Raw genomic sequence first — 24,051 nt, 5'->3', positions numbered from 1 at the left:
ATTAAAAAAAACTATGGCAAAATTTAAATTAGACGAAGTTGATCACCAGATTCTGGATATGTTGATTGAAAATACCCGAACTCCTTTTACGGATATCGCGAAAAAATTATTAATTTCTGCTGGTACCGTACATGTTAGAGTGAAAAAGATGGAAGACGCGGGTATTATCAAAGGTTCTTCATTAACGCTAGACTATGTGAAATTAGGGTATTCCTTTATTGCTTACGTAGGGATATTTTTAGAAAAGACTCATCAAACTAAATTTGTTCTTGAGCGCTTAAACCAAATTCCATATATCACTGTAGCTCATATTACTACAGGAAAGTTCAATATTTTCTGTAAAATACGAGCTAAAGACACAAAACATGCAAAAGATATTATCTTTAAGATAGATGATATCGACGGGGTCTCTCGTACAGAAACTATGATATCATTGGAGGAGAGTATCAATGACAAACGCAGATTAATGCATACTATATTTAACGATTTGTAAGATTTATGTTTAAATCGTCTTAAAACCCTCTCAATCCTTTCTATTGAGAGGGTTTTTTGTATTTTTACCTAAAACAGAAATAAATTTATGCTAAGAAAACCAAAAATTGACCGCTTTAATGAAAATGTGCTGTCGCGATATCAAATATACAACAGCATATTTATCACACTACCATTTGACGAAATCAGTAATACTGGGGTGCTACTTCCTTTATTTTCAGAACTATGTGAAAAAGGATATGACCAGAATCGGAATCCAAGTGAGATTGTAGAGCGTTTTTTTAAAAAATATTATGATAAACCATCTGAGACGGAAAGAATAGATCTCCTTTTCAGATTCATTCAATATATAGAAAGACAGGTCGTATTGTTTGATGCTATCGAAGATGCTACCTTCCCTGTAGTTCATAATATGGATGGTATCGGGACGCTTCGCAATATGAGAGAGGAAGCCGAGGCTAAGAATAAAGTGGCTGAACTCAAAACCTGTTTAGAGCAATTTAATATCCGCCCGGTGCTCACTGCCCATCCGACTCAATTCTACCCAGGCTCAGTTCTGGTAATTATTACGGATCTGGCAGATGCCATTCGTAAAAACGATTTAAACCTGATCAAAAAATTATTGGCACAATTGGGTAAAACTCCTTTCTTTAAAAAGGAAAAACCGTCGCCATTTGATGAGGCTATGAGTTTGATTTGGTATCTAGAGCATGTGTTTTATCATTCTGCGAGTCAGATTTACAATTACATACAAGACAACATATACATCGATTCAGACTTGGACAACCAAGTTATAAACCTAGGGTTTTGGCCTGGAGGTGACCGGGATGGAAATCCATTTGTTACCACAGATATCACTTTAAAGGTTGCGGATCGATTGAGAACTACCGTTCTTAGAAATTACTACAGAGACGTAAGAAGGCTTCGCCGTCGTATTAGTTTCAAATACGTAGATAAGCTCATCCTTGATTTGGAGAATAATCTTTATGAAAATATCTTCTTAGAAAGTTCTCAATCTACAGCCTCCGTGGATTATACCATGGACACATTGCTTAAGATCCGAGAAATCTTAATCGAGAAACACCAATCACTTTTCGTAGAAGAAGTCAACAGTTTGATCAATAAGGTAAAATTATTTGGCTTCCATTTTGCTACCCTGGATATCAGACAAGATTCCAGAGTGCATCACAATGTCCTATCCAATATCGTTGAAGAATCTTTAGCTATGGGATTGGATATTTTCCCTAAGGATTATTTGAAATTATCCGATGCACAACAAATAGAAGCACTCAGTAGAGTAGTAGGGAAGGTGAATCCAAGTCTTATTAAAGATGAGATGAGCCGAATCACATTAGAGTCCATCTATGCCATGAAAACCATTCAACAACACAATGGTGAGCTTGGCTGTAACCGTTATATCATCAGTAATAATGGAAGTGTTCTTAATGTAATGCAAGCCTTTGCGATGATCAGAATGTGTGATTGGGAAGCGCCAACTGTTGATGTTATTCCGCTTTTTGAAACAGTGGATGATTTAGAGATTGCACACAAAGTAATGGAAACATTATACAGCAATAAGGCCTATAAGGAACACCTTAAGCGAAGAGGAAATAAACAGACCATAATGCTAGGCTTCTCTGATGGAACCAAGGATGGTGGATATCTTATGGCTAACTGGAGTATTTACAAAGCTAAAGAAACTCTTACTGCTATTTCAAGACAATTCGGTATCAAAGTGATATTCTTCGATGGACGTGGAGGACCACCAGCTCGAGGAGGAGGGAAAACACACCAGTTCTACGCCTCACTAGGACCGACAATTGAAAATGAAGAAGTTCAACTAACAATTCAAGGACAAACTATTAGTTCTAATTTTGGTACGCTGGATTCATGTCAGTACAATATGGAACAACTCATTAGTTCCGGTGTGGTAAACAATGTGTTTAACGATGAGCACGATCGTTTAAATGATGAAGATCGCGATACAATGAATCGTTTGGCGGCCATTAGCTATCAATCCTATATTGATTTTAAAAATCATCCTAAATTCTTACCGTATTTGGAAAACATGAGTACTTTGAAATACTATGCTAAAACAAATATTGGTAGCCGTCCTTCCAAAAGAGGAGGTTCTGATAAATTAGAATTTTCAGCACTAAGAGCGATTCCGTTTGTTGGAAGCTGGAGTCAGTTAAAACAGAACGTTCCTGGATTTTACGGTGTCGGTATAGCCATTGAAGAATTTGTAAAAAACAATGAGTTCGAAAAGGTTGTTTCTTTGTATAAAAACTCTACCTTCTTTAGAACTTTGTTAGAGAACAGTATGATGAGTCTTTCTAAGTCTTATTTTAAGCTCACAGCTTATATGCAAAATGACCAAGAATACGGCGAGTTCTGGAAAATTATCCATAATGAATACGAACGCAGTAAAGCCATGATCCTTAAAGTTACAGGTTATAGCGAACTTATGGAAGACACTCGTTCTATGAAAGCTTCTATTGAAGTACGGGAAAACATTGTTCTTCCTTTATTGACCATTCAACAATATGCTCTTAAAGAAATTCAATTATTGAAAAAAGAAGGCAAGGAAGTTGATGCCAAGCGATTAGAAATTTTTGAACGCATGGTGACACGTTCCTTATTCGGTAATATCAACGCGAGTCGAAACTCGGCATAATTACAGAGACTAGAGCCTTAACTTAGTCTGGAACATATAAATTATTAAAGCCGTTAATACTATCCTAACCGATGGTTTAACGGCTTTATAGTTTAATCGTCTTTAATTTATTGATCAGCTTCAAAATGAGGTGTCGCTAAATATGATTACCTCCAGGTGAGTTAAATGATTTTTAATCAACCCTAGATCAATTAAAATTGAGGTATATTCTACTAGTGAAATCCAAGCAACCAATAAAACACCAAACCATGAAATACTACCTATATCTATTGGTTTTAATACTTGTAAGTTGTACTGACGATGACCAAGAGCGTGAGTTAATATCTTTTGATGAATTGTACGGATATACCTCTTCCGGTGCAACCTCTGAAATTTGTAACGGTACTTTTCTTTTACACATCAAGAATCAGCAGGGAGAAATGAAATATTCTGATGAGTTTGGATATTATGTGAGTTTTTCTACAGAAAATACCTTTGATTGTGCCATTGTAGGAATCGTTTGTCAGGGAGACTATAATGATTTTGTTGGATCAATCGTTAGCGTAACAGCTGACATCCACCAATACACTCTAAAGCACCAATCTGGTATTGGAGGTCAAAAACTATAAGCTTTAACTGCGTTAGAAATTAATTGACACCAGCTTTGGTATAACCCGATGCCAATTAATGGTATGAAGTATATCAACTTTGAATAGCATTCTAATTAAAAATTGGGACTTAGATTGTACTTTTTGTAGAAAGAGTCAAGGATTTCTACAACCTCCTCCTCGTGATCTACAACTTGTAACAAATCAAGATCGTTTGGTCCAATATTATGGTTGGCCTCGAGTAGGGTAGCTCTAATCCAGTCGATTAAGCCTCCCCAGAATTCACTTCCAACTAAAATTATTGGGAATTTTGCTATTTTTTTGGTTTGGATTAGTGTTACAGCTTCAAAAAGCTCATCAAGAGTACCAAACCCACCTGGCATAACTACAAACCCTTGTGAGTACTTTACAAACATTACCTTTCTTACGAAGAAGTAATCAAAGTCAAGGTTTTTATCACTATCAATATAGGGATTATCGTGTTGTTCGAAGGGAAGATCTATATTGAGGCCAACTGAGGTACCCCCGCCTAAGTGAGCGCCCTTATTTCCAGCTTCCATTATACCCGGACCACCTCCAGTAATAATACCATATCCGGATTCAACAATCTTACGGGAAATACGTTCAGTGAGTTCATAATATTTGGTATTAGGTTTAGTCCTCGCGGATCCGAATACAGAAACACATGGTCCGATGCGACTAAGACGTTCGTAACCACTAACAAATTCACTCATTATTTTAAAGATAGCCCAGGAATCATTTGTTTTTATTTCATTCCAGCCTTTGGTGTGTTGTTCCTCTCTCATTCTATAATCTTTAGTTGTATATTTTACTTAGTTACAATTACTTGAGTTGTTTGTTTAAATCATTACTTCAAGCTCTGCTTTGAGGTATTTAGCTGTATAACTCTCTTTATTTTTGATGATTTCTTCAGGTGTTCCACTTACCATAAGTTCCCCACCTGATTTACCCCCTTCAGGTCCAATATCAATAATATGATCCACAATTTTTATGACATCTAAATTGTGTTCAATAATCAACACCGTATTGCCCTTGTCGGTAAGTTTATTCAAAACTCCCATAAGTACGCGTATGTCTTCAAAGTGTAGACCAGTAGTTGGCTCATCTAAAATATAAAACGTATTTCCGGTATCTCTTTTGGATAATTCCGTGGCTAGTTTTACACGTTGTGCTTCACCACCCGAGAGGGTAGTGGACTGTTGTCCAAGGGTAATGTATCCGAGACCTACATCCTGTAAGGTAGCAAGTTTTCGGTGAATTTTAGGAATGTTTTCAAAAAAATCTACTGATTCATTAATGGTCATTTCCAAAACATCGGATATAGATTTTCCTTTGTATCTGATTTCCAGCGTTTCTCGATTAAATCGTTTTCCTTGACAAGTTTCACAAGCCACGGTGACATCGGGTAAAAAATTCATCTCTATAACCCTCATACCGGCACCTTGACAGGTTTCGCAGCGACCGCCCTTGACATTAAAGCTAAACCTTCCTGGTTTATACCCTCGAATCATCGCCTCAGGAGTTTGTGTAAAAAGGCTTCGAATCTCACTAAATACTCCAGTGTAAGTTGCTGGATTGGATCGAGGAGTCCGACCGATTGGAGATTGATTAATGTCTATAACCTTATCCACATTCTTTAAGCCTTTTATTTGCTTATAAGGCATCGGTACCTTAACTGCGTTAAAGAAATATGCGTTTAAAATAGGGTATAGGGTCTCATTGATAAGGGTTGATTTACCGCTTCCGGAAACACCGGTGACACCAATCATTTTCCCTAGTGGAAATTTCACGGTAATATTCTTAAGATTGTTTCCCGTGCAGCCCGATAGGGTAATGGATTTTCCATTGCCTTGACGTCGCACCTTAGGAACTTCTATTTCTTTTACCCCTGAGATATAATCCGCAGTAAGTGTATTGAAGTTTTTAAGACCTTCCGGAGGTCCTTGAGAAATGATCTCGCCACCGTGCCTTCCAGCTTTTGGCCCAATATCAATCACGTGATCTGCTCTTAGGATCATGTCCTTATCATGTTCTACGACAATCACCGAATTCCCGATATCCCTTAAGGATTCTAATGATTTTATCAAACGGTTATTGTCCCGTTGATGTAATCCAATACTTGGCTCATCAAGGATATATAGTACGCCTACGAGCTGCGAGCCGATTTGAGTTGCCAGGCGTATGCGTTGTGCTTCACCACCAGATAAGGTTTTTGAGCTACGGTTTAGCGCTAGATAGGTCAAGCCGACATCTAGTAAAAATTGTATTCTCGTGCTAATTTCCTTTAAAATTTCCTGGGCAATTTTGAATTGTTTTTCGGTAAGGGAATCTTTAAGATGATCGAAAAAATGAGCCAGATCAATTAAATCCATCGCAGCAAGTTCTGCAATGTTCTTTTGATCGATTTTAAAATGAAGCGATGACTCTTTTAATCGGCTTCCACCACACTCTTGGCAGGATACCTTATCCATGAATTCTTTTGCCCACCTTTTAATACTGGTTGAATTACTCTGATTGTATTGATTGGTGATAAAATGAACAATACCCTCAAATTCGATCTTGTAATCCCGCGTAATACCAAGGGTTTTGGAGGTAACTTGGAATTTCTCATTTCCCCCATTTAGGATGATATCCATTGCTTGGGCAGGGATGTCCTTAATAGGGTCTGTCAGTTTAAAATCGAAGCGCTGAGCAATGGTTTCAAGTTGTTTAAAAATCCAGGTGCTCTTATAAGGCCCAATGGGTAAGATTCCACCAGACTTAATACTTTTGGCATCATCTGCAATCACCTTCTTTAAATTCACTTCATACAGGCTCCCTAAACCAGAACAGTGAGGACACATGCCCTTAGGCGAGTTAAAAGAGAAGGTGTTGGGTTCAGGATTGGGATACGAAATTCCAGTGGTAGGACACATAAGGTTACGACTAAAAAAACGCAATTCTCCACTGTCTTGGTCTAAAACTATCAGCACGTCATCTCCATGATACATTGCCGTTTGAATAGACTCAGTTAAACGTTTTGTAGTCTGCTCAGTACGTTCTACAACTAGACGGTCGATGACAATTTCTATATCGTGGGTCTTATAACGATCGACCTTCATTCCTTTCTCTAAATCAAAGAGTTCCCCATCAACTCTAACTTTAGCGAAACCCTGTTTTGAAATATGCTCGAAGAGCTCTCGGTAGTGGCCTTTTCTACTTCGAATTACCGGTGAGAGTATATTAATTCGGCGAGCTTCAAAATCCGTGAGAATCAACTCTTGAATTTGTTCATCACTGTAACTCACCATTTTTTCTCCGGTATTATAACTATACGCATCGGCAGCTCTTGCATAAAGCAGCCTTAGAAAATCATAAATTTCTGTGATGGTTCCAACGGTAGAGCGCGGAGATTTTGAAGTTGTCTTTTGTTCGATGGCAATCACCGGGGACAAACCATCGATCTTATCTACATCAGGTCTTTCAAGGCCACCTAAAAACTGTCGTGCATAGGCTGAAAAAGTTTCAATATATCTTCGTTGGCCTTCCGCATAAATGGTGTCAAATGCAAGTGATGATTTACCACTTCCTGAAAGTCCCGTAATCACGACTAATTTTTCTCGGGGTATGCTAACATCTATATTTTTAAGGTTATGAACTCTAGCGCCCTTTACCTCAATATTATTCTCATGGTTTGTCATATGATACGCAAAACAGCAAAATTACAATATTCAACTGTAAATAAGAAGTAGCAATGGTCTTGATCGTTACTAAATTACCAAAGCCTTGGGATTTCTCTAGCAGATAGGGTATAACACAAGGTGACCTATTAAAAACTTTAACATAACCTAAACAAAAATTGAGTTGATTTTATTTGAAAATAAGGATCTATGAAATACATTTGCATAACCAGTTATACAATTAACAATTCATTTAGTAATGGCAGAATTTTTTGAACGAGCAGGTAAGATGGCTATAGGCAGCAGATTGCGTTTATTGAGTCAACAACTAACAGATGATGCAAGTAGACTTTATGAGTTATACGGCATAGAAGGGTTTTCACCCAAGTGGTTTCCGGTGTTTTTTATGCTCTTTGAGGATGGAGAAATGACCATCACGCAAATTGCCGAAAACATAGGCCATTCACAGCCATCGGTTACTAAAATCATAAAGGAGATGGCCAAGGCCGGCCTTGTGAAAGACAACCTTAGATCAAAGGATAAACGAAAAAATGTTGCCGGACTTACAGAAAAGGGCATGGACATCTCAGATCAGATTTTAAACGATCTCTCATCAGATGCCAACACCGCTGTTGACGGTATAATCGCTGAAGCCGGTAACAACCTTTGGGAAGCCATTGCTGAATGGGAATATTTGATCGAGCAAAAATCCTTACTCAAAAGGATACAGGAACAAAAAAAGCTAAGAGAAAGCAAGCATGTTCGCATTGTTGAATATCAAGAGAACCATAAATCCATCTTTAAAAGTCTAAACGAAGAATGGGTTTCCACGTATTTTGAGATGGAAGCTACAGATTACAAGTTACTGGATTATCCTAAAGAAAATATTATTGATAAAGGAGGGAAAATATTAGTAGCTCTATATAAGGATGAGCCTCTGGGTGTCTGTGCTTTAGCGAAGATGGATGATTCACAATACGATTATGAAATGATCAAAATGGCAGTTTCTCCAAAAGCTCAAGGCAAAAACATAGGTTATCTACTAGGCCTTGAAGCGATAAGGGTTGCCAAGGAATTAGGTGCCTCGAAACTATACCTTGAAAGTAACCGTGTTTTGAAACCGGCTGTAAATCTTTACCATAAACTAGGATTTGCAGACATCTCCGGACGTCCCAGTCCTTATAAAAGGGCAGATATTCAAATGGAATTAACGCTATAATCTTTACTTCAACCACTTGCCCTTAAGTTGGTTAAATTGCGGGCTTTACAGGTATCTTTGGATAAATTTAAGCCATTTCGCCTTATCTTTATAAGGAGGGTAGCGCAAGGGAATGTCCAGCCAACGGCTCCTTTTTACAATGGATTTTTGATGGGAAAATGTTTTAAAGCTACTAGCCCCGTGGTAAGCCCCCATACCGCTATGCCCCACACCTCCAAAGGGTAGATTTCTTTCAGCGTAATGCACCATAGTATCGTTGACGACTCCACCGCCGAAAGAGAAGTTTTCCAGTACTTTTTTAACAAAGGATTTTTCATTGCTAAACACATAAAGAGCAAGGGGTTTCTCATACCGATCAATAATTTGCTTCACCTGTTCGAAAGATTGAAATCCAATGATTGGTAGAATAGGTCCAAAAATCTCCTGTTGCATCAGTGGACTGTCGATATTAGGTTCATCAACTAAAGTGGGGGCGAAAAAATTACCCTCAGCCGTACCTCCATATAGAATATCTTGACCCTCGAGAATCCTCAGAAGCCTATCCCTATGTGCGGCGTTTATGATCTGGGTGTAGTCGGTACTGCTTTCAATACGCTCTGAATACGCCTTAGTTATAGCCTCCTTAAGTGCTGCAATTAATTGATCTTTCACCTGATAACTCACTAAAAGATAGTCCGGGGCAATACAACTTTGTCCGGCATTTAAAAATTTACCCCATATAATTCGTTTTGCCAGGTGCTTAACCGAGGCGCTCGAATCGACTATACAAGGACTCTTACCCCCGAGTTCTAGCGTAACGGGTGTTAAATGTTCTGCTGCTTTTTGGTATACATATTTTCCAACACGAGTACTCCCGGTAAAAAAGATGTAATCCCAACGAAATTCTAAAAGCTGTTGAGCGATTTGTTGGTCACCTACAACCACTGCTATATGTTCTTTTGGAAAAATATCCTGAAGAATCTCCGCTATTAAACTTGTGGTATTTGAACTTAATTCAGAAGGTTTGAGCACTATAGTGTTCCCAGCAGCTAAGGCGCCAATTAATGGCATCAATGCCAAAGCAAAAGGATAATTCCATGGGGAGATGATCAACACGCGTCCGTAGGGTTCCGAGTGGATTTCAGCCGTTGATGGAAAGTTTAACAGATTTGAACTAACCCTTCTTGCACGGACCCATTTATCAATATGTTTCAGGGTATAATTAATCTCACTTATCACCATATTAAGCTCGGTTGCCAAGGCCTCAAAGACCGGTTTATTTAAATCCTCATAAATTGCTTTGAGGATAACTTCCTCTCGGTTAATTATCGTATCCCTGAGCGCTTTTAACAATTGCTTTCTCGTAGAAATAGGTAGACTTTGCCCACTTTTAAAATACGCATCCTGACCTTTGATCAATTCTAATAAATCTGTTTCCATTGTTAAATTCGACAAAAAGTTTTTTCAATTTAGAAAATATATCTAATATTGTTCTTATGAAAAAACAAATAATTCTCATACGTCCAATTCATAACTTGGTGATTATTCATTGAGCGGGGAGGGGTATTAATAAAACTTAATTATTGTAGCCTTCCAAAACATGGAAGGTTTTTTTATTTCATATGGTGAACAATAGTAACATAATAGTCATTCGAATTATGAACTCCAATTGAGTTGATACAGTTTCGAGTGCTCGAAAATATAGGGTCTGTATCAATTTTGGTACAGACCTTTTTTTTTAACGGCATCTGGGCGATAATACGCCAAAAGAAGGATGTTTTAAAAATTATTCAAGAATTAATAAGGCTTGAGTGTCCTAATTTAATCTATTTAAAACGCTGTAAAATAGTCATTTAGCTATTTTATAATGCAATTGGATTTAAAGTCTGACTAAGAACATGGTATTTATTATAAATACAATGCTATAATTTTGAATATAATTAAATAATACTCGAAAATTTAACAATTAAAGTGAATTTAAAAAAGTTTAGTCAACAGGTAACACAGGATCCAACCCTACCAGCTGCACAAGCAATGCTACACGCCTTGGGTCTAACAGATGAGGATTTACAAAAACCCTTTATTGGTATTGCTAGTACCGGTTACGAAGGGAATCCATGTAATATGCACTTAAATGATTTGGCAATCCATATAAAAAAGGGAACGTCAAATGCAGACATGGTCGGTTTGGTCTTCAACACTATTGGAGTCAGCGATGGTATTTCTAATGGAACACCTGGAATGCGATATTCTCTTCCTTCGAGGGATATTATTGCGGATTCTGTAGAAACAGTAGTGGAAGCCATGTCGTATGATGGTCTGATCACTGTCGTAGGTTGTGATAAAAATATGCCTGGTGCACTTATGGCTATGCTAAGGCTTAATCGCCCTTCTATTTTGGTCTATGGCGGTACTATCGCCTCAGGATGCCATAATGGTAAAAAATTAGATATTATATCTGCCTTTGAGGCCTATGGTCAAAAAGTCGCAGGAACTATAGATGACGGAGAATTTAATGAAGTTATTCACAAGGCTTGTCCGGGTGCCGGTGCTTGCGGTGGAATGTATACTGCCAACACTATGGCTTCAGCAATTGAAGCACTCGGAATGTCTTTACCATTTAACTCTTCAACTCCAGCAGTAAGTAGCGGAAATTTAAAAGAGCAGGAATGTGTAAAAGCAGGTGAGTCCTTAAGATTATTACTAGAAAAAGATATTAAACCATCTGACATTGTCAGTAGAAAATCACTAGAGAATGCCTTTAGGTTAGTGACCGTTTTAGGAGGATCTACCAATGCGGTACTTCACTTCTTGGCCATTGCTAAAGCTGCTCAAGTAGAATTTACTTTAGAAGACTTTAAACGCATCAGTGACAACACACCATTATTGGCTGACTTAAAACCTAGTGGTAAATATTCCATGGAAGATTTGCACGGTGTTGGAGGTATCCCCGGTGTTTTAAAATATATGCTAGACAATGATATGCTGCACGGTGACTGTTTAACTGTGACCGGTAAAACTTTGGCTGAAAACCTTAAGGATGTACCAAACTTATTGAAAGACCAAGATATCGTTCACACGCTAGACAAACCTATCAAAGAAACTGGACATATCAGAATCTTATTTGGAAACCTTGCCACCGAAGGAGCTGTAGCTAAGATAACGGGGAAAGAAGGATTGGAATTCAAAGGACCCGCAAATGTATTTGACAGTGAGGTTGCAGTAAATGAAGGTATTAAAAATGGAGATGTCAAAAAAGGTGATGTGGTCATCATCCGTTACGAGGGCCCTAAAGGAGCACCTGGAATGCCAGAGATGCTTAAACCAACTTCCTCTATAATGGGAGCAGGTCTTGGAAAAGAAGTCGCCCTTATTACAGATGGTCGTTTTTCTGGAGGATCTCACGGTTTTGTTGTAGGACACGTTTCTCCTGAGGCACAAGTAGGTGGGAATATTGCACTGGTAGAGAATGGAGACATCATTGCTATCGATGCGGTGAACAATACTATTGATATTGAAATTTCTGATGAAGAATTGGAAAAAAGGCGTGCTTTGTGGAAGGCTCCGGAATTAAAAATTAAGAGAGGATCTCTATACAAATATGCCATGTCAGTTTCCTCTGCATCCAAAGGATGCGTTACTGATGAATTTTAACTTAACATCAATTTGCTAATTGCGGGAGATACCGTAACTAAAAGTTTATTACTTATGGAAGTAAAAACATTGAAAAAAGAAGATAGCAAAACCGGAAAGAAAATTAGAATTTCGGGTGCTGAAGCAGTAATCCACTGCTTATTGGCTGAAGGCATTGATACCGTTTATGGTTACCCAGGTGGTGCCATTATGCCCATTTACGATGAACTATACAAGTTTAGAAATAAGCTTCATCATGTATTAACCAGACATGAGCAAGGGGCAACTCATGCTGCTCAAGGCTATGCCAGGGTTTCAGGAAAAGTCGGTGTAGCTATGGCTACTTCTGGACCTGGAGCTACCAATTTAATTACCGGTATCGCAGATGCTCAAATTGATTCTACACCTATGGTATGTATCACCGGGCAGGTTGCACGTCATTTATTGGGGTCTGATGCGTTTCAAGAAACAGATATTGTAGGGATCTCTACTCCAGTGACTAAATGGAACCACCAAATCACTCAGGCATCTGAAATTCCTGAAATTATCGCTAAAGCATTTTATATTGCACGTTCTGGAAGACCAGGACCAGTATTGATCGATATTACAAAAAATGCGCAATTCGAGGAATTTGATTTTGATTATCAAAAATGTACTGCAATTCGCAGTTACAATCCATATCCAAAAATTGACAAAGCAAAAATTAGTGAAGCAGCTGAGCTGATCAATGGTGCTAAGAAACCAATGATTGTTTGGGGTCAAGGAATCATCCTTGGAAAGGCAGAAGAAGAATTAAAAGCATTCATTGAGAAATCAGGGATACCTGCTGCTTGGACCATATTGGGTGCATCAGCAATATCTTCAAGCCATCCTCTTAATGTAGGAATGGTGGGTATGCACGGTAATTATGCACCTAACATCCTTACCAATGAATGTGATGTGCTAATTGCCCTAGGAATGCGATTTGATGATAGAGTTACGGGAGATTTGAACACCTATGCCAAACAAGCCAAGGTTATTCATTTCGAAATAGACCCTTCAGAAATTAACAAAAACGTACATGCGGATGTTGCGGTTTTGGGTGATGTTAAAGAATCACTTGCAGCAATTTTACCACAAATCAACCAAAATAGCCACCAGAGCTGGCATGATATATTTAAAGAAAAATATACCATTGAGTTTGAGCAGGTAATTAAAAATGACATTCATCCAAAAAAACCAGGTCTAACCATGGGAGAGGTCATTGAACAAATCAATATCGCTTCCAATCATCAGGCTGTGATTGTATCTGACGTAGGACAACACCAAATGTTTACCTGTCGTTATGCAAAGTTTGAATCGACCAAAAGCAACATTACCTCAGGCGGTTTAGGAACTATGGGATTTGCATTGCCGGCAGCAATTGGTGCGAAAATGGGTGCACCTGAAAGACAGGTTGTTGCAGTAATTGGAGATGGTGGTTATCAAATGACTATCCAAGAATTGGGTACCATCTTCCAAACTAATGTTCCTGTTAAAATTGTCGTTCTAAACAATGATTTCCTTGGAATGGTACGTCAGTGGCAACAGTTGTTCTTTGACAAGCGTTACGCTTCCACGGAAATGACCAACCCAGACTTTGTAACCATAGCTCAAGGGTATCACATTGAAGCTAAAAAGGTAACTAAACGAGAAGATCTTAAGGATGCAGTTCAGGCGATGATAGCCTCGGAGAAGGCTTTCTTCTTAGAAGTAAGGGTTGAGAAGGAAGACAATGTATTCCCTATGATACCTTCAGGTGCTTCAGTTTCAGATATTCGTTTAAGCTAATAAATTGCACTAAAAATGGAAGAAAAAAAGAATTTTACCATTTCAGTTTATTCTGAAAACAACATAGGATTGTTGAATAGAATCTCAGGAATATTCCTAAAGAGACACATCAACATAGAGAGCTTAAACGTTTCTAAATCAGAGATTGAAGAGGTCTCTAAATTCACAATCGTAGTCCATACCACTGAAGACTGGGCGCGTAAAATTGTAGGGCAGATTGAGAAGCAAATCGAGGTCATAAAAGCGTATTATCACACCGATGAAGAAACGATCTTTTTAGAAACAGCCTTGTTTAAAATCGCATCTAACCTTTTGTTTGACGAACGTCAGATTCAAAACATCATAAGGGACAATCACTCCGTTATTGTTACAGTTTCACCAGAGTTCTTCGTGATTTCAAAATCGGGTAGAAGAGAGGAAATTGAAACAATGTACGAGGAATTGAAACCTTATGGAATTATGCAGTTTGTCCGCTCTGGTCGTGTGTCAGTATCGAAAACAACGATGCAGATTTCATCAATTTTAAAAGAATTTCAAGTTTAAATACAATTAATAAACCTAAAAATTTAATACAAAAAAAATGGCAAATTATTTTAATACACTATCACTTAGACAACAATTGGAACAATTGGGGGTTTGTGAATTTATGGATATCTCGGAATTTGCTGATGGTGTAGAAAAGCTAAAAGGAAAAAAAGTAGTTATCGTAGGATGTGGAGCTCAAGGACTTAACCAAGGGTTAAATATGAGAGATTCAGGTCTTGATATTTCTTATGCCCTTAGAGAAAGTGCTATAAAAGAGAAGCGTCAATCCTTCATAAATGCAAGCGAGAATGGCTTTAAGGTAGGTACCTACCAAGAGTTGATTCCAACTGCTGACTTAGTGAGCAACTTAACTCCGGATAAACAACACACCGATGTTGTTAATACGATCATGCCACTAATGAAAAAAGGGGCTACCCTTTCTTATTCTCACGGTTTTAATATCGTTGAGGAAGGTATGGAAGTTAGAAAAGATATCACTGTAATTATGGTAGCACCTAAATGTCCTGGTTCTGAGGTGCGTGAAGAATATAAAAGAGGATTTGGTGTACCAACTCTAATTGCTGTTCACCCTGAGAATGATCCTGAAGGAAAAGGATTGGATCAAGCTAAAGCATACGCAGCGGCTACAGGAGGTCATCGTGCAGGTGTATTGCGCTCTTCATTTGTTGCAGAGGTGAAATCGGATCTTATGGGAGAACAAACCATCCTTTGTGGTTTGTTACAAACAGGATCTATTGTTTCATTTGATAAAATGGTAGAAAAAGGTATTGAGCCTGGTTACGCATCTAAATTGATACAGTACGGTTGGGAAACCATAACTGAGGCTTTAAAATACGGTGGTATCACCAACATGATGGACCGCCTTTCTAATCCTGCTAAGATTGAAGCTTTTAAACTTTCAGAAGAATTAAAAGGCATCATGAGACCATTGTTCCAAAAACATATGGACGACATTATGAGTGGTCATTTTTCTAAAACAATGATGGAAGATTGGGCCAATGATGATAAAAATCTTCTTACATGGCGTGCAGAAACAGGAAACACTGCGTTTGAAAAGACAGCTCCAGGAACTGATGCCATTTCTGAACAAGAATATTTTGATAATGCGGTGTTAATGGTTGCTTTTGTTAAGTCAGGTGTTGAATTGGCGTTTGAAACTATGGTTGAAGCCGGTATTATCGAAGAATCTGCATATTACGAATCATTACACGAGACCCCACTTATTGCAAATACCATTGCAAGAAAGAAACTCTTTGAAATGAATAGAGTGATTTCTGATACTGCAGAATACGGTTGTTATTTATTCGATCACGCATGTAAACCTCTTCTTAAGGACTTTATGAAGAAAATTGATACCAACGTTATCGGAAAACCTTTTTCTCAGAACAATGGGGTTGACAATAAAGAGTTGATCGAGATCAATGACCAAATACGAAATCATCCGGTAGAAGAAGTAGGAGCGTGGTTACGTTCTTCCATGACTGCAATGAAAAAAATCGTATAAGAAGTCATTTGTTCTGACTTTTCGTTTGCGGATGATCCGCAAACAAAAATTGCTAAATAGAGATTTTATGCAAACACAAACGGTATACATACCTAAATTAGAACATATAAAAGAAGCTGCTGCAACTCTTAAAGGAGTTGCGGCAGTTACTCCTTTAAATCTAAGCCATCGCTACTCAAAACAGTATGAGGCGAACATTATGCTCAAACGAGAGGATTTACAGGTAGTGCGCTCCTATAAGATTAGAGGTGCCTATAATAAAATGAATTCTCTAACTCAAGAGCAACGAGATAAAGGTATTGTATGTGCCTCAGCCGGGAATCACTCACAGGGAGTAGCCTACAGCTGTAAAGAACTCAAGATTAAAGGAACTATTTTTATGCCTGCTCCAACGCCTAAACAGAAGATTGAACAGGTAGCAATGTTTGGGGAAGACTATATTGAAATTGTCTTACACGGTGATACCTTTGATGATGCTAATAAAGCTGCAATGGCCCAATGCGAACAGTTGGGAAAAACCTTTGTGCACCCTTTTGATGATCAAAAAGTTATTGAAGGACAAGGAACTGTAGGACTTGAAATTCTAGAAAAGTATAAAGATCCGATTGATTACCTTTTTGTGCCCGTAGGCGGTGGAGGTTTAGCCTCTGGTGTCATTGGCGTTTTCAGTCAACTCTCTCCACAAACAAAAATTATTGGTGTGGAGCCCAATGGAGCGCCATCCATGTCTACTTCATTAGCAAATAAGCAAAACACGGAAATAAGTAATATTGACAAATTCGTCGATGGTGCGGCGGTACAAAGAGTAGGAGATATGACCTTTGCAATCTGTCAACAGTACATACATCAAATGGTACGCGTTGCAGAGGGTAGAGTTTGTCAAGAAATCTTGGACCTATACAACAAGGACGCCATTGTCGTTGAACCAGCCGGGGCATTAACACTTTCAGCTCTGGATCAATTTAAGGATGAGATTAAGGGCAAAAATGTTGTCTGTGTTATTAGTGGCAGTAACAATGATATTACACGAACTGCTGAAATTAAGGAGCGTGCATTATTGTATGCTAATTTAAAGCATTACTTCATTATCCGATTCCCACAAAGAGCTGGTGCTCTAAAAGAATTTGTTGCAGAGATCTTAGGACCTAACGATGATATCGCTCATTTCCAGTACACCAAAAAGAATGCTAAGGAAAATGCCCCGGCTGTGGTTGGCATTGAACTTAAATCGGAACAGGATTTAGAACCTCTTATTGCTCGAATGAAAAGCAGGAACTTTTTTGGCGAATATTTAAACAACAAACCAGATTTGTTTCAGTACCTTGTATAAATTGCAAATTTGTGATTTAAAGTGCTTTTTATTATTAATAATTGAATCTTAATGTCGTATTTACGAACTTTAGGGTCAAATTGTCTGTTTCATTTAACATAAAAGAAAAAATTATCAAAAAACAAACTATGGAAACCAAAACCAAAACATTTAACAAAATCCCGGACCAATATTTGGTCAAAGAACCCATAGAGCATAGAACCTACTTATCCAACGGAGTCCTCAAACCATGGACTGGAAAGACTACCCCGGTTTATTCTACGATTTCATCCACTGAAGAATACCAACCAACGCTATTGGGAAGTATTCCATTTATGGGAGAGAAAGAAGCCCAAGAGGTTCTGGAATCTGCTGGAAATGCGTACGGAAAAGGTAAAGGCATATGGCCGACAATGAAAGTATCACAACGTGTCGCTTGCATGGAAAAATTTGCCAAGCAAATGCTTACAAAACGCGATGAAGTTGTAAAATTGTTAATGTGGGAGATCGGTAAAAATTTGGCAGATTCACAAAAAGAATTTGATAGAACCGTTGAATATATCTATGATACCATAGAGGACTACAAACAATTAGACCGTGATTCTGCAAACTTCAAAAAACGCGATGGCATTTACGCACATATTCGTAGAGGACCACTTGGAATCGTCCTATGTTTAGGACCATATAACTACCCGCTAAACGAAACTTTCGCTTTATTAATTCCCGCAATAATGATGGGAAATACAGTGATCTTTAAACCAGCTAAACACGGTGTTTTACTACTCACTCCATTATTAGAAGCTTTTAGATCTAGTTTCCCTAAAGGAGTTGTAAATATCGTATTTGGAAGAGGTAGAGAAGTAGCTGCTCCAATTATGAGGTCAGGTCGAATAGATGTATTGGCCTTAATTGGGAATAGTAAATCTGCTGTTGCCCTTCAAGATCAGCACCCTCACAAAAACAGATTGAGACTCGTATTGGGACTGGAGGCAAAGAATCCAGGAATTGTACTTCCTGATGCTGATTTGGATCTAGCGATTAACGAATGTATCGCAGGAACTTTATCATTTAACGGTCAGCGTTGTACAGCCTTAAAAGTACTCTATGTACATCAGGATGTCTTAGAAGAATTTAATGCGCGTTTTTCAAAAAGGGTCGATGAATTAAAATTCGGTAACCCTTGGGAACAAGGTGCTACATTAACGCCGCTTCCAGAACCAGATAAACCTGCATATATTCAAGGTCTTATCGATGATGCCAAAGCTAAAGGCGCTAAAATTATAAATGATAAAGGTGGAGAAACTACTGATAATTTTATATTCCCTGCAGTTTTGTATCCAGTGACCAAGGAAATGCGCGTTTTTCAAGAGGAGCAATTTGGTCCGGTAATCCCAGTGGTGCCATTTCATAATATTGATGAGCCTATTAACGATATGGCAGATTCTAATTATGGTCAACAGGTAAGTTTGTTTGGTACTGACATCAGCACCCTTGCGCCGCTTATTGACAACCTTGTCAACTTAGTTTGCCGTGTGAATCTCAACAGTTCTTGTCAACGAGGTCCAGATATGTATCCATTTACAGGAAGAAAAGATTCAGCAGTAGGAACACTGAGTGTTCACGATGCGTTAAGATCATTCTCTATCAGAACTTTTGTTGCTTCAAAAGATAATGAGCACAATAATAGAATTCTAAATGATCTTCTTGGAAGCAAAGCTTCTAATTTTGTAAGCACGGATTATATCTTGTAATACTATACATAAAAATTGTTTGGTTAATTCACCTGAAGACCAAATAACTAAAAATAAAAAGGCTTTTAAATGTAAATCAGAGATCCCATGGATTGAAGAACATTTAAAAGCCTTTTGTATTCGTCTTATTTATGTCTTAATACCGTAATCAGGCATAAGAGTTTAACAGATTTAAAAGATCTTTTTTACTGAGTAAGCCTGATTGGCGCCATAGATGGGCTCCATTTTTAAAAATCATAAAGGTAGGTACACCGCGAATCTGAAAACGAGCCGCCAGTTCTTTGTTTTGGTCAACGTTGATTTTAATGATGCGTATGCGATCTCCCATCTGATCTTTAACTTCTTTTAAAATAGGAGCCATCGTTTGGCAAGGCCCGCACCAGTCAGCAAAAAAATCAATCAGAACAGGTTTATCGACCTTGATTATATCTTTAAAATTACTTTGCATGAATTTTAATTTTGAAATTTGGTATAATAAGCAACAGATCCATCACCCAATAAATAAATACAGTGGATCTTATACTTTAAATTTTAGCACATATTTAAAAAAGAATTTTGGCTTAGGCCGAACGCAAATACTTTCTTTCCATCCAGAAGGTTCCAAAGGGAAGTATCGAGCAAAATAACATAATCCCAAGGGTCATATATGACCACCCGTGTTTTCTTTGAAGGACAACGGCCATAAGTACATATATAACAAATAAAACACCGTGTATCATTCCGATTACTTGATTCGGCTCTGGCATTTCCGCCATATATTTTAAAGGCATCGTTACGCCAAAAAGTAGCAGATACGAAATTCCCTCAAGGATACTGATTATTCTAAAATTCTTGATATTCATCTTTTCAATTTTAATGCAAAAATAATGTTCTATAAGGATTATGCTCGCTTAAAATTGTTAAAGCTGTGTTAGTTTAATTAAAAAACGCCTGATCGTTAAACCAGACGTTTTTTATTAAAGTGTGTGCTAATCAAATCTACTCATTCGATGCCATTAGAGCAAAGAATTTGTTTATGTTTGGAAGAAGTACAATTCTTGTTCTTCTGTTTTTACTTCTGTCCTCTGCTGTATCATTCCCAACTAGTGGTTGAAACTCACCTCGACCAGAAGCAATCATTTTCTCAGGTGCTACGTTGAAATCGTTCTGAAGTTTTCTAACTACTGAAGTTGCTCTAAGTACGCTTAGATCCCAGTTATCCTGAACTCTAGCATTGCTAATACTTCTAGAGTCGGTGTGACCTTCAACCATAACTTCAATGCTTGGTTCTGAATTGATCACATCAGCTAATTTCTGTAAGATATCATCTGCTTTGCTACTAACTCTATAACTAGCAGTGTTGAATAACATCTTGTCAGATATTGAGATCATCACTACAGTTTCATCAATGTCAATTGCAATATCTTCATCCTCGTTCAAATCAGTGTTACTCATTGATTTTTGAAGGTTGTACGTTATAGCTAAGTTCATCGAGTCCTTTAGTGTGGTTGCTTGACTAACTAGTGATTGGTCTACCTTTTCAAGGGTTTTTCTCATCTCTACTTTCGTATCTTCGGAGATAACAGCAGCATCACCTACAGCGACCATTTTACTATTACTCTCGTCAGTTAGGCTGCTTATTTTACTATTGTATTCATCAACTCTTTCTTGAATAGCAGCAAATTTACCTTCCAACTCCTCATTCACCACTTGAGTTTTCTGAAGCTGACTCTTTAGTTCTCCGTTTTGATTTTCAAGGGCAACATATTTTTTCTTAGAAACACACGAAGCCAATAACGCAACGGTTAATAAAGTTAAAGCTGTTTTTTTCATAATTGTCTATTATAAGTTTTCTGCTATACGTACGCTTATTTTCTTTAAATAGATTTTTCTCATGTGTTAAAAAAGTAATTTTTATCAGCAAATAGTGACTGATAATCGATGATTCCCAAACCTAATTTGTTGATTTTCAATTAGTATTTCAAAATTAGATTCACAATAATTTCTGTAGCATTTTTTTTTAATTCTATAAGATTTTGATGGAATTTCAAGTCTTATGTTTCGGTAACCTTAGATTAATCGATCATAAAACACCTGTATCATTATGCAATTCCATTGCACTCCTATTATCGATACTTTTGTTATAAAGTAAGATTCAAAAGGTATACGTCATGGAAAAACATTCCCAATATAGTGTTGATTGCAGCTGCTGTGAAACCTCAACACCGTCGCAAAATCACCAAATTAGTGACACTAGTTATACAAGTCCCATTAAAATATACATTCCCGCCATCTTTAGTTTTATTCTTCTAGCCATTGGATTAGGACTGGATTATGTTGATATCGATTTTTTCAAAGGCTGGGTTCGGATCCTTTGGTATGTAATAGCCTACCTTCCTGTTGGGTTTCCTGTTATTAAACAAGGATACCTCCTTTTAGTAAAAGGAAACTTCTTTTCAGAATTCACCCTGATGGCTGTGGCTACCATTGGTGCTTTTGCCATAGGAGAGTATCCGGAAGGTGTTGCCGTTATGTTATTTTATTCCATAGGGGAGTTATTTCAAGGTGCAGCGGTTAGAAAGGCCAAAGGAAATATAAGAGACCTCTTAGATCAACGTTCATCAATGGCAATGGTATATAGAGATTCTAAATTCATTGCCATGAAACCTGAAGAGGTGACCGTTGGATCTAAAATTCAAGTCAAAGTCGGGGAGAAGCTGTCATTAGATGGTATTCTTAACTCTGAACATGCTACTATGGATACTTCTGCCATCACAGGGGAAAGCGTACCGAAAATCATAAGAAGAGGAGAAAAGGTATATGCAGGTTATATCAATACCGATCAAGTGATCGAAATGGAATCTACCAAAAAGTATCAGGATAGCTCTATCGCAAGGATATTAGAAATGGTTGAAAAAGCCAGTGCCAGAAAATCTAAAACAGAGTTATTCATACGCAAATTTGCGAAAATCTATACCCCAATAGTATTTTTTGCAGCACTTGCGATTACGCTTTTACCATATCTTTTTGTAAGTGATTACATCTTTGAAGATTGGCTGTATAGAGGTCTTATCTTCTTAGTGCTTTCTTGTCCATGTGCACTGGTAGTGTCTATACCGCTAGGCTATTTTGGTGGGCTAGGCGCAGCTTCTAGAAATGGTTTACTATTTAAAGGAGCTTCTTTCCTAGACGCCATTACAAAGGTTAATGCTATAGCCATGGATAAAACAGGAACCTTGACTAAAGGTAATTTTAAAATTCAAACTGTGGACTGTGTAACCATGGATGAAACAAGCTTTTTGAGCTATATTAAAAGTATAGAGAGCCAATCTTCACACCCTATTGCCAAGGCCATACTGAATTACAAACCTAATATCGAATATACTAACCAAGCCACGGGGGTAAAAGAAATTCCAGGGCAAGGTTTGAGTGGTGTTGTAAATAAGCATAAAATTCTAGTAGGTAATTTAGAGCTTATGCAAGCGCAGCAAGTGATCGTACCAGAAAAGAGTAAGGGAATTGTTGAAACAGTAGTTTTCATGGCCTTAAACGGCATCTATGCCGGCCATATCGTAATCGCTGATCAGCTCAAGGATGATGCAATTAAAGCCATTAATAATATCAAGGAAACAGGAATTTCAAACCTAATGATTCTCTCCGGGGATAAACAAAGTATCACCATGGAAATTGGTAGGACCTTAGGTATTACAAATGTTAAAGGAGATTTATTCCCCGAGGACAAGCTTAAAGAAGTAGAAAAGCTTAAAGAGGATCCCAAAAATATGGTCGCTTTTGTAGGAGACGGTATCAATGATGCTCCAGTATTAGCCATTAGCGATGTTGGTATTGCCATGGGAGGTTTGGGTAGTGATGTAGCTATTGAAACTGCGGATATTGTAATTCAAACTGACCAACTTTCCAAAATTGCTACGGCCATAAAGATTGGTAAATCAACTCGAAGTATTGTTTGGCAAAATATAGCCTTAGCATTTGGAGTTAAGTTAATTGTACTTCTAATGGGAGCTTGGGGGGTAGCTACGATGTGGGAGGCAGTTTTTGCGGATGTCGGCGTGGCCTTTTTAGCTATTTTGAATGCAATTCGATTGCAGCGAATGCAGTGGAAGTAAGCGCATGTACCTCACCAGGCTGCATGTTGTCCAGGTGGATCTCACCGATACGCACTCTTAGCAATCGCAATGTGGGGTATCCAACGGCAGCAGTCATTTTTCGAACCTGCCGAAATTTACCTTCCTTAATTGTGATACTAATCCAGGAAGTAGAACCATGCCTCTGATCTCGTATTTTCTTTTCTCGTTGTGGTAGATTAGGAATCGCTATCCTTTGGACGTCACATGGCAGCGTTTGATACTTTTCGCCTTTAAGACCAATCGGGACTCCTGTGATGAGATCCGTAATGGCTTGATCTGTAATCTGACCATCCAGCAAGGCGTAGTATTGTTTTTCAACTCCGCTTCGATTGATTTGGTCACTTAACTTTCCATCGGTAGTCAATAATAAAAGCCCTTCAGACTTTTCATCCAAGCGCCCCACAGGCATTATTCCCTGGTCAAAATCATACAATTCATTTAAGAACCGTTTTTTTCGCAATTGCCGTGGATCATTACTTGACAATTGGCTAATATAGCCGTAAGGCTTAAAAAGCTTATAGTGATTGTGTGAATAGCTCATGGCGGCAAAAGTATTAAATTTAGAAGTGGCCATTGCAAAGTCGAACTACATTCCTCTAGCAGATTCATAAACTTACCGCGGAAACCCATTGATCTTTAGTGGATGGGAACAAAGCAGTACTCCCTTTTTGTTAATAACTATTTTTTCTTGACTGGTAATCATGTAGCAACTTTTATGAACTTTGTACTATGAAATTG

Annotated in this window: 18 protein-coding genes; 11 read left to right on the top strand and 7 right to left on the bottom strand. The window is 38.0% G+C overall.

All coding sequences use genetic code 11. The features are described 5' to 3' along the window. Window positions 1-13 precede the first annotated feature (13 nt). The 3 genes from ACN0TV_RS03045 to ACN0TV_RS03035 all read left to right on the top strand — a co-directional run bounded on the left by ACN0TV_RS03045 (window position 14) and on the right by ACN0TV_RS03035 (window position 3,777). Window positions 14-493, top strand: a complete 480-nt coding sequence (locus ACN0TV_RS03045; protein ID WP_417359991.1) for an Lrp/AsnC family transcriptional regulator — start codon at window positions 14-16, stop codon at window positions 491-493. 87 nt (window positions 494-580) lie between these two features. Then, window positions 581-3,169 (top strand): phosphoenolpyruvate carboxylase, encoded by a 2,589-nt coding sequence (locus tag ACN0TV_RS03040; RefSeq protein WP_417359990.1) that lies wholly within the window; start codon window positions 581-583, stop codon window positions 3,167-3,169. Window positions 3,170-3,417: 248 nt separating this feature from the next. Further along, a complete protein-coding gene (locus ACN0TV_RS03035) occupies window positions 3,418-3,777 on the top strand; it encodes a hypothetical protein (protein WP_417359988.1) in 360 nt (119 codons plus the stop codon). Between the two features lie 95 nt (window positions 3,778-3,872). On the opposite strand, the gene ACN0TV_RS03030 is transcribed toward ACN0TV_RS03035, so the two are convergent. Both ACN0TV_RS03030 and uvrA read right to left on the bottom strand, forming a co-directional pair. After that, on the bottom strand, window positions 3,873-4,562 hold the full coding sequence (locus tag ACN0TV_RS03030) for a TIGR00730 family Rossman fold protein (protein WP_417359986.1): 690 nt from the start codon (window positions 4,560-4,562) through the stop codon (window positions 3,873-3,875). A 54-nt stretch (window positions 4,563-4,616) separates the two neighbouring features. Next, complete coding sequence (gene uvrA, locus ACN0TV_RS03025; protein WP_417359984.1) at window positions 4,617-7,457, bottom strand: excinuclease ABC subunit UvrA; 2,841 nt, start codon at window positions 7,455-7,457, stop codon at window positions 4,617-4,619. Window positions 7,458-7,695: 238 nt separating this feature from the next. Here uvrA and ACN0TV_RS03020 point away from each other — a divergent pair, with 238 nt between their 5' ends. Then, window positions 7,696-8,655 carry a bifunctional helix-turn-helix transcriptional regulator/GNAT family N-acetyltransferase gene (locus tag ACN0TV_RS03020; protein ID WP_417359982.1) on the top strand — a complete coding sequence of 320 codons (960 nt, stop codon included), beginning with the start codon at window positions 7,696-7,698 and terminating at the stop codon, window positions 8,653-8,655. Window positions 8,656-8,700: 45 nt separating this feature from the next. Here ACN0TV_RS03020 and ACN0TV_RS03015 read toward each other — a convergent pair whose 3' ends face one another. Beyond that, window positions 8,701-10,074, bottom strand: coding sequence for an aldehyde dehydrogenase (locus tag ACN0TV_RS03015; protein ID WP_417359980.1), 1,374 nt, complete (start codon window positions 10,072-10,074; stop codon window positions 8,701-8,703). Window positions 10,075-10,605: 531 nt separating this feature from the next. Between ACN0TV_RS03015 and ilvD the strand changes: the two genes are divergently transcribed. The 6 genes from ilvD to ACN0TV_RS02985 all read left to right on the top strand — a co-directional run bounded on the left by ilvD (window position 10,606) and on the right by ACN0TV_RS02985 (window position 19,186). Then, window positions 10,606-12,288 carry a dihydroxy-acid dehydratase gene (gene ilvD, locus ACN0TV_RS03010; RefSeq protein WP_417359979.1) on the top strand — a complete coding sequence of 561 codons (1,683 nt, stop codon included), beginning with the start codon at window positions 10,606-10,608 and terminating at the stop codon, window positions 12,286-12,288. A 54-nt stretch (window positions 12,289-12,342) separates the two neighbouring features. After that, window positions 12,343-14,076, top strand: coding sequence for a biosynthetic-type acetolactate synthase large subunit (gene ilvB, locus ACN0TV_RS03005; RefSeq protein WP_417359977.1), 1,734 nt, complete (start codon window positions 12,343-12,345; stop codon window positions 14,074-14,076). A 15-nt stretch (window positions 14,077-14,091) separates the two neighbouring features. After that, window positions 14,092-14,619 (top strand): acetolactate synthase small subunit, encoded by a 528-nt coding sequence (gene ilvN / locus ACN0TV_RS03000; RefSeq protein ID WP_417359975.1) that lies wholly within the window; start codon window positions 14,092-14,094, stop codon window positions 14,617-14,619. 37 nt (window positions 14,620-14,656) lie between these two features. After that, window positions 14,657-16,126 carry a ketol-acid reductoisomerase gene (ilvC, locus tag ACN0TV_RS02995; RefSeq protein WP_417359973.1) on the top strand — a complete coding sequence of 490 codons (1,470 nt, stop codon included), beginning with the start codon at window positions 14,657-14,659 and terminating at the stop codon, window positions 16,124-16,126. A gap of 67 nt (window positions 16,127-16,193) precedes the next feature. Continuing rightward, the gene (gene ilvA / locus ACN0TV_RS02990) at window positions 16,194-17,456 is read left to right on the top strand and encodes a threonine ammonia-lyase IlvA (protein WP_417359971.1); all 1,263 of its coding nucleotides are present in this window, start codon (window positions 16,194-16,196) and stop codon (window positions 17,454-17,456) included. A 128-nt stretch (window positions 17,457-17,584) separates the two neighbouring features. Beyond that, window positions 17,585-19,186, top strand: coding sequence for an NADP-dependent glyceraldehyde-3-phosphate dehydrogenase (locus ACN0TV_RS02985; protein ID WP_417359970.1), 1,602 nt, complete (start codon window positions 17,585-17,587; stop codon window positions 19,184-19,186). A 148-nt stretch (window positions 19,187-19,334) separates the two neighbouring features. On the opposite strand, the gene trxA is transcribed toward ACN0TV_RS02985, so the two are convergent. The 3 genes from trxA to ACN0TV_RS02970 all read right to left on the bottom strand — a co-directional run bounded on the left by trxA (window position 19,335) and on the right by ACN0TV_RS02970 (window position 20,998). Further along, on the bottom strand, window positions 19,335-19,634 hold the full coding sequence (trxA, locus tag ACN0TV_RS02980) for a thioredoxin (RefSeq protein ID WP_417359968.1): 300 nt from the start codon (window positions 19,632-19,634) through the stop codon (window positions 19,335-19,337). A gap of 112 nt (window positions 19,635-19,746) precedes the next feature. Further along, window positions 19,747-20,028, bottom strand: a complete 282-nt coding sequence (locus ACN0TV_RS02975; RefSeq protein ID WP_417359966.1) for a DUF3817 domain-containing protein — start codon at window positions 20,026-20,028, stop codon at window positions 19,747-19,749. A 136-nt stretch (window positions 20,029-20,164) separates the two neighbouring features. Beyond that, window positions 20,165-20,998, bottom strand: coding sequence for an OmpA/MotB family protein (locus tag ACN0TV_RS02970; RefSeq protein ID WP_417359964.1), 834 nt, complete (start codon window positions 20,996-20,998; stop codon window positions 20,165-20,167). Window positions 20,999-21,336: 338 nt separating this feature from the next. On the opposite strand from ACN0TV_RS02970, the gene ACN0TV_RS02965 reads away from it, so the two are divergent. Further along, the gene (locus ACN0TV_RS02965; RefSeq protein ID WP_417359962.1) at window positions 21,337-23,292 is read left to right on the top strand and encodes a heavy metal translocating P-type ATPase; all 1,956 of its coding nucleotides are present in this window, start codon (window positions 21,337-21,339) and stop codon (window positions 23,290-23,292) included. Here the strand turns inward: ACN0TV_RS02965 and ACN0TV_RS02960 are convergent. Then, the gene (locus ACN0TV_RS02960) at window positions 23,249-23,854 is read right to left on the bottom strand and encodes a pseudouridine synthase (RefSeq protein ID WP_417359960.1); all 606 of its coding nucleotides are present in this window, start codon (window positions 23,852-23,854) and stop codon (window positions 23,249-23,251) included. The two genes, ACN0TV_RS02965 and ACN0TV_RS02960, sit on opposite strands and share 44 nt — an antisense overlap. Window positions 23,855-24,051 lie beyond the last annotated feature (197 nt).

The sequence above is a fragment of the Galbibacter sp. genome (assembly GCF_048266365.1).
Classification (GTDB): Bacteria; Bacteroidota; Bacteroidia; order Flavobacteriales; family Flavobacteriaceae; genus Galbibacter.
Note: the sequence above shows the minus strand (reverse complement) of the source record. Positions and strands in the feature narration are given on the sequence as shown.